This window comes from Vallitalea pronyensis, from assembly GCF_018141445.1.
Taxonomy (GTDB): domain Bacteria; phylum Bacillota; class Clostridia; order Lachnospirales; family Vallitaleaceae; genus Vallitalea; species Vallitalea pronyensis.
This window is the reverse complement of record NZ_CP058649.1, coordinates 5,498,372-5,511,652: the sequence shown is the minus strand read 5'-3', so window position 1 is coordinate 5,511,652 and position 13,281 is coordinate 5,498,372. Positions and strand designations below refer to the sequence as shown.

Annotated in this window: 9 protein-coding genes and 1 pseudogene; all 10 read left to right on the top strand. The window is 39.6% G+C overall.

Annotated elements, in window-relative coordinates:
* Window positions 1-354: 354 nt before the first annotated feature.
* The 10 genes and pseudogenes from HZI73_RS23045 (at window position 355) to HZI73_RS23000 (ending at window position 13,271) form a co-directional block, all read left to right on the top strand.
* The gene (locus tag HZI73_RS23045; protein WP_212695685.1) at window positions 355-1,434 is read left to right on the top strand and encodes an LCP family protein; all 1,080 of its coding nucleotides are present in this window, start codon (window positions 355-357) and stop codon (window positions 1,432-1,434) included.
* 148 nt (window positions 1,435-1,582) lie between these two features.
* Window positions 1,583-2,950 (top strand): LCP family protein, encoded by a 1,368-nt coding sequence (locus HZI73_RS23040; RefSeq protein WP_212695684.1) that lies wholly within the window; start codon window positions 1,583-1,585, stop codon window positions 2,948-2,950.
* 44 nt (window positions 2,951-2,994) lie between these two features.
* Window positions 2,995-5,847 (top strand): phosphodiester glycosidase family protein, encoded by a 2,853-nt coding sequence (locus HZI73_RS23035; protein WP_212695683.1) that lies wholly within the window; start codon window positions 2,995-2,997, stop codon window positions 5,845-5,847.
* Between the two features lie 9 nt (window positions 5,848-5,856).
* A complete protein-coding gene (locus HZI73_RS23030; RefSeq protein ID WP_212695682.1) occupies window positions 5,857-6,468 on the top strand; it encodes a hypothetical protein in 612 nt (203 codons plus the stop codon).
* A 45-nt stretch (window positions 6,469-6,513) separates the two neighbouring features.
* The gene (locus tag HZI73_RS23025; protein ID WP_212695681.1) at window positions 6,514-7,974 is read left to right on the top strand and encodes a lipopolysaccharide biosynthesis protein; all 1,461 of its coding nucleotides are present in this window, start codon (window positions 6,514-6,516) and stop codon (window positions 7,972-7,974) included.
* Window positions 7,975-8,346: 372 nt separating this feature from the next.
* Window positions 8,347-8,508 (top strand): annotated as a pseudogene (locus HZI73_RS26900) (DapH/DapD/GlmU-related protein); the annotation flags it as partial.
* Window positions 8,509-8,520: 12 nt separating this feature from the next.
* Entirely contained in the window at window positions 8,521-9,471 is a 951-nt protein-coding gene (locus HZI73_RS23015) for a hypothetical protein (RefSeq protein WP_212695679.1), read from the top strand.
* A 42-nt stretch (window positions 9,472-9,513) separates the two neighbouring features.
* Window positions 9,514-10,779 carry a nucleotide sugar dehydrogenase gene (locus HZI73_RS23010; RefSeq protein ID WP_212695678.1) on the top strand — a complete coding sequence of 422 codons (1,266 nt, stop codon included), beginning with the start codon at window positions 9,514-9,516 and terminating at the stop codon, window positions 10,777-10,779.
* Between the two features lie 5 nt (window positions 10,780-10,784).
* A complete protein-coding gene (locus HZI73_RS23005; protein WP_212695677.1) occupies window positions 10,785-12,047 on the top strand; it encodes a glycosyltransferase in 1,263 nt (420 codons plus the stop codon).
* Between the two features lie 90 nt (window positions 12,048-12,137).
* The gene (locus tag HZI73_RS23000; protein WP_212695676.1) at window positions 12,138-13,271 is read left to right on the top strand and encodes a glycosyltransferase family 4 protein; all 1,134 of its coding nucleotides are present in this window, start codon (window positions 12,138-12,140) and stop codon (window positions 13,269-13,271) included.
* Window positions 13,272-13,281: the final 10 nt, after the last annotated feature.

Below are 13,281 nucleotides of genomic sequence, written 5' to 3'. Positions count from 1 at the left end.
TATAATAATATCTGTTGATAGTTTGTCTATTTTCTTTCAGTTGTAAACCCATAATGTTCTTATTTCAAGGTATATATTTTCATGTAAAACTGGGGAAACTAAATGTTAGTTATGTTTACTATACATGAAAGTCACATGGGAATCAATAGTGTTTCCTTATAAGCGAAAGGTTCGACGCCAATATTTTCCATATTGCTTAATTTTACATTAGAATTGAATTAAAAACCATATAAAACCGCGTAAAAAATGGTATAGTATGTGATTGTAGTCGAATTGAAATATAAAATTTAAAAAATGTTAACGGTTTGTCATAATTTTATGGTATGATATTAGTTGATTATAGGAGGTAGTAAGATGAACAAAAATAAAAAGACTAGTCCCTTACCAATGTTAATCATAGCGGTGACCGCCGTCTTGTTGATTACTGTTGGTATTGTACTAGCGGGTGACTTTAATACCCCGGATAAAGGGCAAGAAGAGGAACCTGACATAGTTGATGTAACCGATACAAACGATAACATAGATGGTGAAGATGACATAGAGGTAAATACCAAGCCCCCATCTGCCAATGCCTTAATCATTGGTTTTGACAAATCCAAAGGGTTAACAGATGTTGTCATGGTCGCTCATCTTGATACAGATACCAATGAAGTGAAGATTATTAACTTACCAAGAGATTTGATGATTGATTTTAGAGAAGATGGTTTTGATACCATTAAGAAAGAGAATCAATTAAAGATAAAATATTGTAAATTAACAGAAGTGTACTCCCTTGCTGGCTGGAACGAACAAGCCCTTTTGGTCATTCGGGATATTGCGGAAGAAATTACAGGCTTAGATATTGAGTATACAGCAGCCATTGATATTGACAGTTTTAAGGACTTAGTGGATACCATTGGAGGCGTAGAGTTCTATGTACCGGAAAGAATGTGGTATCGTGATGATTACCAAGATCTCTACATTGACTTACAAGAAGGCTTACAGCTCCTTGATGGTGATAAAGCAGAACAATTGGTGAGAAACCGTAGGTTCAAAAAAAGTGTGCCTGCACCGGATAAACAGCGAATTAAAATTCAACAAGATTTTTTAATTGCCATGAGCAATAAAATACTTAAAATAAGAGATTTTGAACAAATTAAAGATTTGGCTTCTACAGCTTATGATCTAGTGAAGACGGATTTTGGTTACTTGGTGGTTGCCAAGTACGTGGATTATCTCTTTAATCAAGACTTGACCCAATTACTAAGTGGGGATAACATGGCTATTATACCCTCTTCTGGGAAAAAAGTAGATGGACAGTGGTTTGAGGTCTGGAGCCGAGAGAAAGCCAAAGAAACCATTGATGATTTGTTTCAAAAGGATATGTTAACCGACACAGAGTCTGATGAAGTTAATGACCAGAGCACGTCATCGGATATATCCTATAAACCATAAAAGGGAGTGGGTAGCTTAATATATGCGTTACCAGTGCAAGCCTGTATCCGTACAAGCCTGTTAGACACGGATATATTAAGTTACGATCTCATGCACATAGAAGGTATTTTGGGTTAGACAAACAAAAGATATATTTAGGAGGGTCAACGTGGATAATAATAACAAAGGATCACTATTAACGAAGTTTCTAAAAGTCTTTACGTTATGTGTGGTTGTTTTTACATTAATCATTGGAACAGCAACAGGTACATATATGCTCATTAATCGATCAAAAGCTAAGGAAGTAAGTGGGGATAATCTCAATGTGCCCTCAGGTCAGGATACAGATGAATCATCCCAGACCAACGATGGGGAAGCACAAGAGCCGGTAAAACAATTAACTACATTTGCTATTTTTGGTGTTGATAAAGATGGTTACCGGACAGACGTGATCATGATTGCGACACTGAATCATCTTAATTCAGAAATGAACATTGTGTCCATTCCAAGGGATACAGGTGTTGAATTACCAACGGATATATATAACGATTTTAAAAGCAGAGGGAAGAAAGTAGCAAAAAAGATAAAAATCAATGAGGTACCAAGCCATTCCCGTGTGGAAGAGCGCAATCAAAACTCCGTTAAAGTCATTGAAGAGATTTTTGATATTGATGTGGATTATTATGTAAAAGTGGATCTATCCGCTTTTCGTGGCCTTGTTGACATTGTAGGACCTATTGAATTTCATGTGCCCAAAGCTTTAACATACAAAGACCCTGTTCAAGATTTCTATGTGAATATTGAAGCAGGTACTCAGCCTTTTAATGGTGCAAAAGCAGAACAGTTAATCCGTTGGCGAAAAGATAACAATAATCGTGGTTATCCAGACGGTGACATTGGTCGTATTAAGGTCCAACATGATTTTATGGTGGCTGTGTTAGAAAAAGTATTAAACGAAAACAACAAAAAGAACTTATTACGTATTGGTACCCTTGCGTTGGCAAAGGTGGATACAGACTTTGATCAATTGATGAATTATCTGGAGCATATTCAAAATCTATCCGTGGACAAGATTGAGTTTCATAGCTTACAAGGTCGAGGAGATGTCAGTAAATTCTTTGAGTACGATAAAGAAGAAACAGCCAAGCTTTTTGAAGCCATTACAACCGTGGAACAACCTGAGACGACTCCAGCAACAGATGATACAGGGGATAAGGACCCAGAGGAAACAACACCTGATCAGCCAGAACCTATTAGTAGTAAAGGGTTAAACATACAGATACTTAATGGAGCAGGTAAGCAAGGTTTAGCAGGTCGAACCCAAGCGAAACTTGAATCCGATGGTTATACAGTGAGCTCTATCGGTAACCATAATGCTCGACCACAAAAAACGAAAATCATTATTCCAAATGAGGGTATGGGAGAAGATTTAGCAGCGTATTTTAGTGAGCCAGATATAGCACTCCAGCCAGAAAATCTACCAGAAGGGGTAGACATCGTCATTATTATTGGTATGGCAGATCAATCGGCTTATTAGATAGATGATAGCATAATAACCAGCATAACGTACTAAGGGGATGAATGAAGAAGATGAAGGGAATCATGAAGAAGTTCTTGTTGGTGTGTTGTCTATTGATAGCCAACACCGCCATGATCTATGGAAGCAGTGTTAACAACATTTTATTTCAAACAGTGGAAAAAGAACCCATTGCCAGCGGTGTCATGTACGAAAAGGATACACGACTGACAGAAGCAGGGTGGCTGGATGTACATACGCTAGAAATTGACTTACATAATCCATATGTGAAAGTGGATGTATTACGTGATACAGAAAGGTTCGGTAACAAAGATACCCTATCCAACCTAGCAACCAAAAACAGCGTCATTGCTGCTGTCAATGGTGATTATTTTAATATGCGTAAGAACCCAACGGATATTCAAGGATTTGAATATGAGAAGGGCAGCAGTATTGTTGGTAAGCACCAATTCAATGGTGGTGATGCCAAGGATTGGGCCTCCTTTATCATGGACATTAACAATCAGCCATTGATTGATTTCGTTTCCATGCGGTTAGTCATGACCAGTGAAGAAGGCAAAGAGCTTTATGTAACAGGACTGAATAAACTCATTAATGTGAAGCATCCCAGTTACTATGATCGGACAACCATGGTGGACACAGCTGGATTCGATGCAAGTTATCCAGGTATGTGTAAATTAGTCATCGAGGATAACGTGGTGACCTACCAATCTGCCCCAGGGGAATTAGTGACAGTCCCTGAGAATGGGTTTATTATCATCATGGATGAGCAGACGGCGTTCTATAGTTTCAAGGGATTTCCAGTGGGTACGAAGATTGCCCACTTTATCGATACCAATATTGCTATTGACAGCATGAATCTGGCCATTAGCGGCGGTACCAAAGTGCTTTCAGCTGGTCAGCCGGCTACAGGCGGTATGTTCTATGCCAAGAATCAGAAAGCACCCCGGACATCCATTGGCTATAACCAAGCAAAGGATAAGCTGTACATGGTCGTCATTGATGGACGAGGCTCTAGTATTGGTGTGGACCAAGTGGATTTAGCTAAGATCTTATTGAATAAAGGCTTATACGAAGCCATGCATCTGGATGGTGGCGGTTCAAGTACCATGGTGGGACGCCCCTTAGGTTATCAGCAGATAGCTGTCTTAAATAAACCATCTGGTGGCATACAGCGTAAAATACCCAATGGTATTGGGATTGTATCAACAGCCCCTGTCGGCCAACTAGCAGAAATGAAGATAACGGCCAATACCACAAGAGCTTTTAAAGATATGCCCATCACGTTACAAGTGATTGGTTATGACAAGGATTATAATCCCATTGCCATTGATATGAATCAAATCACCTGGGAGACCACAGGCATCAACGGCACATGGAATAACCATATATTCTATCCTGACCAAGAAGGAAAAGGTACCTTAACGGCAATGTATAATGGCGTAACGGCCCAAATTGATGTACAGTGTATGTTAGAGCCTATTTCCATGGAAATTAATAAAAAGTTTACGTTCCTAGAACCAGGCGAATCCGTCCAATATGACATAATGGGTATTGATCGAGACGGTTATCGTGGAAAAGTGAATGTAAGAAACGTTAAGTGGCAATTACAGAATCAGCAAGTGGGTTCCTTTAATGATGGGGGACAATTCGTAGCGGAAAAAGAAGGCATCAGCTTAATCACTGGCAGCATAGGTGGTACCAATGTCTACGGCTACGTGGTTGTTGCTAGGGAACAAAAGCTCATTGATTCCTTTGATACCAACACCGGTGTGGAGGCAGTGGTCTATCCAGACACAGTGGTTGCACAAGCCAGTGTTATAAATGAAGGCTATGAAGGCAATAACTCTATTAAGCTTGACTATACCTTCAATGCTTCAGAAGGTACCCAAGCGGCCTATGTAAAGTTTCAAAAACCCTATGTGTTTAATCAACCCATTAACAAGTTAGGTCTATGGGTTAATGGTAACGGTATGGGGCATTGGTTAAGAGGTAAAATCATCGATGGTGCTGGCAAAGAGCATAAAGTGTCCTTCGCTAATGAGGTGGATTGGACAGGCTGGCAATATGTAACGGCAAAGCTGCCAGACAACATGACCTATCCTATAGAGCTTCAACGCATCTATCCCGTTAGCTTACGTGCTTCCGAAGCAGGCACTTGGAGTATGGGCTTTGATGGCTTAACAGTACATGAAATCAGTGATACATCAGGACTCATTTTACCAACCAGTGGTATCTTTGATCCCCATTATAACAAGGAATTGCATGGTGATAAGATGACCATGTCTGTCTTTGGTAGTACAGCCGGTAAAAATCGTTTACTGGATTATATCATACAAAGACGGGTGGTTGAGAAAATGGATGCCCTATCGGATATTAGCCTTTTTGTAGGCAGCACGGAATTAGGTGGAATGGATATAGCCAATGAGCAAGTGGTTTGGAAAAACGCTTATCAGGTAAAAGACTACCCCAATGTGCGTATTATCGAATTGGCAACATCCAGTAAAGGTATGCGCTTAACAGATGCTAATCAATGGAAAAAATTTACCAAGGATTTATATGCGACGCCCCAAAAACATGTTATAATGACTATGAATAAAAACCCATTAAATGGTTTTTCAGATAAAAGAGAGGGACAACTCTTCCATGATGTACTAAAAAAATTCAAGGAAGAAACAGGGAAAAACCTCTTCGTCATCAATGGTAGTGGTTATGATTTTAATTGTGATTATGTAGAAGGCATTAGTTACATGGATGTGAATGGCTTATGGTATAAAGTCCATAACTATAATCAAGTGGATTTAAAAGACGCTTTCTATCTCCTTAATTTTGAAATCACACCCGATGACATCACGTATAACGTAATGAATGTATATCCAAAAATAATAATTGAGTAGGTGTTGCATATGGCAAAAAAAATATATGTTTGGGTATGTTGCTGTGTTGTGGTTATTACAGGCGCACTCTATATCTCTTCTAATGCATCAGGAGGGGAAGCAGGTACCATTGGCGATCCTCTTGTAACCAAAGGATATGTAGACAGTCAAATAGCCGATTTACTCGAACAAGTAAAAAAACAAAATGGTTCTAGTTCAGAACAAAATAATGGCGGCATCGACCCAGACACAGGTGTGGATATGGCCAAGATTTACGAAAGCATTGACCGATATATTGCCACCCACTTAGATGATCAGCATAACGGATCCAATGATAACACAGGGGATGACCATGCTGCCAATGAATTTGTTGTCATAGAAGCAAACCCTGGCTCTAAAATTATCTGTGGTGCCAGTACAGAGTTGATATTAAGAGCAGGAAAAGGCAAGATCATTAGTAATGATGCTGGCAACGGTTTAGCTGACGTCACCGCAGGTATTGACCTATCCATGGGTGTATTTGCCCCTAAGAATCATCTGCTAATCGTGCCTAGAGACGATGGCCGTGGCTTAGAAGTGGTTGAAAAATCCTTCATCATGGTAAAGGGACCCTACCGTATCATGGACCCTGAAACGGAATAGTCAGCTCAACAAAACGTATACATCCGATAAAAGTGAGGTTGCCATATGAAGGCAAATACATCAAAAACATTTATATCAAAAGATATCTTATTTTATTTACCAGCAAAATTAATTGAAGGCATTGTTGGGTTATTAACCTTAAACCTCTATACCAAGCTATTTACAGCAAAAGTCATTGGTGAATACGGTTTGGTCAACCCAACGGTAGCCGTGACATTCCTCATCCTTCTCGGATGGTTAATGCATGGTATCTACCGCTACGTCAATGCCTACAAAGAAAAAGACCAATTAGCAGAACTCTACACAACAAGCATCGTAAGCTATCTACTCTGTGCAGGAGTTGTAGGCCTTGGTATCATTGGTTTAGTGATATTCAATAACCCATGGTTTTCCAATGCACTGCTCCTCAGTGCCTTTTACTTATTTGTAGCCTACGGTTTAGCACAGATTATGCTTAACCTGCTGGTAGCCCTTAAAAAAATTAAGCTGAACCTCCTCTTATCTGTAGGCAGTGCCATAGGTAAGCTTATATTAACCATTATCTTAGCTGTTTATTATAAAAAAGAAGTCACCGTTATCCTTATATCCCATGGAACCATGGATCTATGCGTTGCTCTTATTATCTTTTTACGTTTGAACATGCACCGTTATTTTGTCATGAGCAAGTTTTCCAGGGAAACCTTAAAAACCATGTTAAATTTCGGCTATCCCCTTATAGGATTAAGCCTCACCATGTTTGTACTCAATCAGTCAGACCGATACATCATTAAGTACTATCACGGGGAAGCAGCAGCTGGTATCTATTTTGCCAACTATTCCTTAGCATCAGCTATCTATATGATGATGATCATGGGCATTATGCGGGCTGTATACCCTAATTTACTCCTAGCCTGGCAGCAAAAAGACAAAGAAAAAGCCACACACCTCTTGTCCGGAGGCGTTCGTTATTACCTGATGTTATGTATTCCCGCCACCGTCGGCATTATCTTACTGGCCAAACCCATATCCTATCTGGTCTTAGATGTAAAAGTCCACGGCTATTCAAAAATCGTCGCCTGGACTGCAATCGGTATGCTGTTCTTTGGCCTTACAGAATATTGCAATAAAGCCTGGGAGCTAACAGGCAAAACCAAAACAATCCTATACAACAGCTTAATAAGCGGCATCATCAACATCGCCCTTAACTTTATACTAGTACCACGATATGGCTTTTACTTCGCAGCCATCACAACCGTCATATCCTTCGCTACATACCTCCTACTCAGTTCTATAGGAGCCCGTAGAATTTTCATATGGCACGTAAAGCCTGGAACATGGCTACGCATTCTCCTCAGCGCAGCCACCTTCGGCACTGTCATCTGGATCATTGGCCAACACTACACCTTCACCGTACTCATACTTATTGTAACCATCATACTATCCATCATCATCTACTTTACCCTGCTCCTACTAACAGGGGAACTTAAAGAAGAGATAAAGATGCTCAAGAAAATAAGAAAGAAATAGGAAACCACCATGAACCTTCCAAAAAAACTTTATTTAGCCCTATACTACATCATTGGAAAAAAAATGCCTGAATCCGACAGCTTCATCAACCTTGGAGCAAAACCCTTCAGGAGATTTTTATGTCAACATATATTTGACCACGCATCCAAAACATGTAACATTGAAAAAGGCGTATTTTTTGGAAATGGATCAGGTATCACAATTGGAGAACAATCAGGTATCGGACTCAACGCACGCATACAAGGTCCTCTCACCATAGGCAACCACGTCATGATGGGTCCAGATACCATTATCTATACAAAAAATCATGAAACAAAAAGAACCGATATACCCATGATAGAACAAGGTATAACAGCCCCTCGGGAAGTAACCATAGAAGATGATGTATGGATTGGTGCAAGGGTGGTTATATTACCTGGTGTATGCATTGGTAAAGGCAGCATCGTCGCTGCTGGATCCGTGGTCACCAAAGATGTACAACCCTATACCATCGTCGGTGGTGTACCAGCCAAGAAGATAAAATCAAGAGTTTAGGATTTGATACAGATGTTAAGAATCGTATCCCTTATTGTGATCATATGTATGACCTTATTCAATCACATCAATCAAGTAGGACAAAGCTTCCTCCAGCGATTGCCATCAAAAGCAGCCATTCTGACCTATGAAGATAAGGTATATATGGGATTCTCCTATAAGCACGACCAGAATTTTTGGATTGAATTTGCTTCAAGAGGCCCTAATCAACTCATGGGGATATCCAAATTCATCCTGACGCCACATGACCATACATGGACCGCTGAAGCATTTGCACAAGTAAAAAAAGAAGAACTATTAGATGCCTGCACCGATTGGATAGGTCCCTATATGGTTAGAAAAGGATTCAGACCATCAAGCGTTACCCCCAATTTTACAGGTGGATGGCATGCATTAGAACAGGATACCCTACCCACAGCCCGAACCATCCATTATACCGTAGTAGGGGTAAGCCTTGTGGTGGTTAACAGGATACAAGGCTATAACACCACAGGCAGTCAAGAAGATATTTTAGAAGAACACGTGACATACACGTTAACCAATAGAGGTATACAAGTACAAGTGACCACAAAAGCATTGACAGATTGTACCATTGAAAGGTATTATGGTTTACAGTCACAAAACAGTTTTCACGACGGTGACATCATCTACAGAAGTTCAGAAGAAACACCTTATCCAGTGGGCGCATCCAGTCAAGCATTAGCTCATAAAGACGTCACACAAAAAGACTATGCTGTTTATGCAGGACATAAGCATCGCTTACAAGTTATACTGGATACAGATTATGGCCTTGGCAAAGGACATTATCTGGCAGAAGATACACCCTATGCTTTTACTGTTAATTATAAAAAATCATATTTCAATCTCATTAATGGACGTTCTTTATTTTTAAAGAAAGATGAAACCATGAAATGGCGAGGCGAATATTCTTTTCAATATATACATGAAGGTATGACATTTTGATGAGCCATATGAAAAGGTCTACTTACAGAAAGGATGAACAACATGAAACAAAAAATATGTGTCCTTGGTTTAGGTTACATTGGCCTGCCTACAGCGGCCATGTTCGCAAGTAATGGCTATCCCATCATTGGTGTGGATGTGAACGAGAAGGTCGTTCAGGCATTAAACCAAGGAGAAATTATCATAGAAGAACCCTATCTGGATGTGATGGTAAGAGAAGTTGTAGCATCAGGTAAGTTAAAAGCTGCAACACAACCTGAAGAAGCAGATGTGTATATCATTGCAGTACCAACACCTATTAACGAAGATAAAACCGCTGATTTATCTTATGTGGTCAGTGCCACACAGTCCATTGTGCCCTTTGTTAAAAAAGGTGATATCATTATATTAGAATCCACATCACCCCCCAATACCGTTGAAAACGTTGTGGTGCCTATCTTAGAGGAATCATCTCTTCATGTGCGAGAAGATCTCTATGTGGCCCATTCCCCAGAACGGGTGATACCTGGCAAGATTCTCTTTGAACTGGTTGAAAATAACCGTATCGTGGGTGGGATTAATGAAAAGTCCGCTTTAAAAGTAAAGAAATTATATGAAGCCTTCGTGAAAGGTGATATTTACCTAACAGATGCCACAACAGCAGAGATGTGTAAGCTCATGGAAAATACTTACCGTGATGTGAACATTGCACTTGCTAATGAACTATCTACCATCTGTGAAGCCATGGGCATCAATGCATGGGATGTACGAGCGTTCTCCAACAAACACCCAAGAGTGAATATTCACCTGCCAGGACCAGGCGTTGGCGGACACTGTATTGCGGTAGACCCATGGTTTATCGTAGAGAAACATCCACATCTTGCACAAATGATGACTTTAGCACGCTTGACCAATGATGGCAGACCAGCCTATGTCTTTGACAAATGCCGTCAGATATTAGGCACTTTAAAACATAAAAAAGTGACCATCTTAGGCATGACCTATAAGCCGGATGTGGATGATATGCGTGAGAGTCCTATTCTCGAGCTAGTTAAACTGCTTGAAGAAGTAAGCGGCATCACCATCGCTTTATATGACCCCTTCATTCATGACTATAAGTATTTGGAAAAAGACGTTTACGAAGCTTGCAAAGACAGTGACCTTGTGGTTTTAGGTGTGGGGCATAAGGTATTTCGAGATATTGATATGGCGAAAGTCTATGAGGGTATGCGTGAAAAACATATCTATGACACAACCAATTTCTTCAATCATGACGCACTTATAGACATTGGATTTGATGCACATTTACTTGGAAAAGGTAGAAGGTAATTTTTATGAAAAAGAAAGTATTAATGGTAGCCAATCAGTTTCCACCCATGGGTGGTTCAGGTGTTCAAAGAAGTGTAAAGTTTGCTAAATATTTACCTGACTTTGACTGGGAACCTATGGTTTTTACCAGGGAATGCCAGCAAGGTTTAATGGACGCGTCCTTGTTAAAAGACTTACCAGAGAACCTTAAGGTAATACGCACCAAAGCTTATGACCTCAGTGAGTGGAAAAAGCCCTTTGATATCCTAGGCAAAGTGATTGCAAGAAAGCTGCTGATACCTGACGGAGACCGTATCTGGTATGAAAAAAATAAAGACCGTTTATTAGAGGTTATAAAAAACAACCCTATAGATGCCATTTACACCACATCCTATCCCTACAGTGACCATTTATTAGGTCTATATGTGAAAAAACATATGCCTCATTTACCTTGGATTGTTGATTTTAGGGACGAATGGAGCAATAACCCGTATATATTGGATATTGGGTATTCCAATAGACGTATGGAAAAAGAACGTCATATGGAAAAGGAAGTTGTGGAGCATTGTGATTACTTTATTACCAATACACCATTGATGTTAAAGAACTTTTTAAAAGACTATGCCATACAAGATAAAGCCTATGTGATACCGAATGGTTATGACGAAGAAGATTTTGAAGGTCTTGATAAAAGCTATAAGAAAAAAGACAAATTGGTGATTACCTATTCAGGTTCCATGTATGGCAGAAGAAAACCCGATTACTTTTTAGAAGCTGTCCATGGCTTGATTCATGAAGAAAAAATAGACCGACAGGATATAGTCATACGTTTTATTGGGAATATTTCTAATAAGAAAATGGAGGATATCAAACAGCAGTATGGCCTTGAAGACATGGTGACAGCTTTACCTTATATGCCTCACCGAGAGAGTATTGAACAATTATTAGCTTCAGATATCCTCTTATTCATCATAGGTGAAGGTAAAGGTGCAGAAAATTTCTATTCAGGTAAGGTGTTTGAATACATGAACACCAACCGGCCAATCCTTGCCCTTGTACCACCAAAGGGCGTTGCAGCAGATGTGATCCGTGATACCAGAACAGGCTATATTTCAGAAACCACCAATGTGGCGCGTATCAAGGAACTGATGGAAAAACTCTATAAGGACTGGAAGCAAGACCAAGTCACACTTGATCCACATTGGGAAAAAATACAATGTTTTGAGCGAAAGGCGTTAACCAATCAACTTGTTCACATATTGAATAAAGCGACCAATGACGTCAAATAAAAGTGAAATCAAGGGAACAGGATTCCCAGTATATAGATAAAAGGGGTATCGGTTCAAAAACATCAATCCATAGGAAGGTTGAGGAACGATATGAAAATTCTACATCTCATTAGTGGAGGCGATGATGGAGGGGCCAAAACCCATGTCATCACTTTATTAAAAGAATTAAGTCAATATGAAGACATCACTTTAGTGTGCTTGTTAGATGAAAGCTTTGCCAAAGAGGCAAAAGAAGCAGGTATTCACGTGGTGATTCTTAAACAAGAAAAACGTTATAATTTACAGATTGTTAATCAGCTTGTTGACCACCTAAAAGATGGCTATAACCTGCTACATTGTCATGGCGCACGCGCGAACTTTTTGGGTATGTTCATTAAAAGAAAATATAAAATTCCCATGGTGTCTACCATACATAGTGACTATCGGTCCGATTTTGATAATAACATCTATAAGAAGATGGTCTATACACCACTTAATTATATGAGTTTAAAACGTATGGATTATTTTATCGCCATTACAGAGCAATTTAAAGGCATGCTGGTGAAGCGCGGTTTCAAAGAGGATAAGATATATGTGGCTTATAACGGCATTGCTGTTGAGGAAAAGCCCTGTTCATTGACAAAGGAAGCGTTTCTTGAACAATATGGGTTGACCTATGACAAAAACATCACCTATATCGGTATCGTCACAAGACTTCATCCTGTCAAGGGCATTCCTGTTTTTCTAAAAGCAGCTGCAAAAGTGCGCCAAAGAAATACCCGTATTCAATTTCTGATTGCAGGGTATGGGGATGACAAGCATACGGAAAAATACAAAGACTATGTGAAACAACATGGGCTTCAAGAAGCAATCCATTTTTTAGGGTTTGTAAAAAATATCCCTAGTTTTCATGGGGCTATTGATATCAATGTGTTGACCTCTCACAGTGAGAGCTTCCCATATGCCTTATTAGAAGGTGGTCTTCATAGAAAAGCTACCATTACGACGGCTGTTGGCGGGATTCCAGAAATGATAGAGCATGACAAATCCGGTTTGCTTTTTGAGGATGGGGATTATGAAGCCCTTTCCCATGCCATGGAAAAATTAGCAGATGATGAGGCATTACGTATTGCACTTGGTGATGCCTTATTCAAACGCATTGAAAACAATTTTTCAGATAAAAAAATGGCGCGTATGCATGTTGATATTTATGAAGATATTTTGAAACATCATCATAGAAAATAGATAACAGAAG

Excerpts from the sequence above, each read along its gene's own strand:
- HZI73_RS23005 (WP_212695677.1), top strand. The coding sequence starts at position 10,785 with ATGAAAAAGAAAGTATTAATGGTAGCCAATCAGTTTCCACCCATGGGT.
- HZI73_RS23025 (WP_212695681.1), top strand. The coding sequence starts at position 6,514 with ATGAAGGCAAATACATCAAAAACATTTATATCAAAAGATATCTTATTT.
- HZI73_RS23010 (WP_212695678.1), top strand. The coding sequence starts at position 9,514 with ATGAAACAAAAAATATGTGTCCTTGGTTTAGGTTACATTGGCCTGCCT.
- HZI73_RS23030 (WP_212695682.1), top strand. The coding sequence starts at position 5,857 with ATGGCAAAAAAAATATATGTTTGGGTATGTTGCTGTGTTGTGGTTATT.
- HZI73_RS23045 (WP_212695685.1), top strand. The coding sequence starts at position 355 with ATGAACAAAAATAAAAAGACTAGTCCCTTACCAATGTTAATCATAGCG.
- HZI73_RS23035 (WP_212695683.1), top strand. The coding sequence starts at position 2,995 with ATGAAGAAGATGAAGGGAATCATGAAGAAGTTCTTGTTGGTGTGTTGT.
- HZI73_RS23015 (WP_212695679.1), top strand. The coding sequence starts at position 8,521 with ATGTTAAGAATCGTATCCCTTATTGTGATCATATGTATGACCTTATTC.
- HZI73_RS23000 (WP_212695676.1), top strand. The coding sequence starts at position 12,138 with ATGAAAATTCTACATCTCATTAGTGGAGGCGATGATGGAGGGGCCAAA.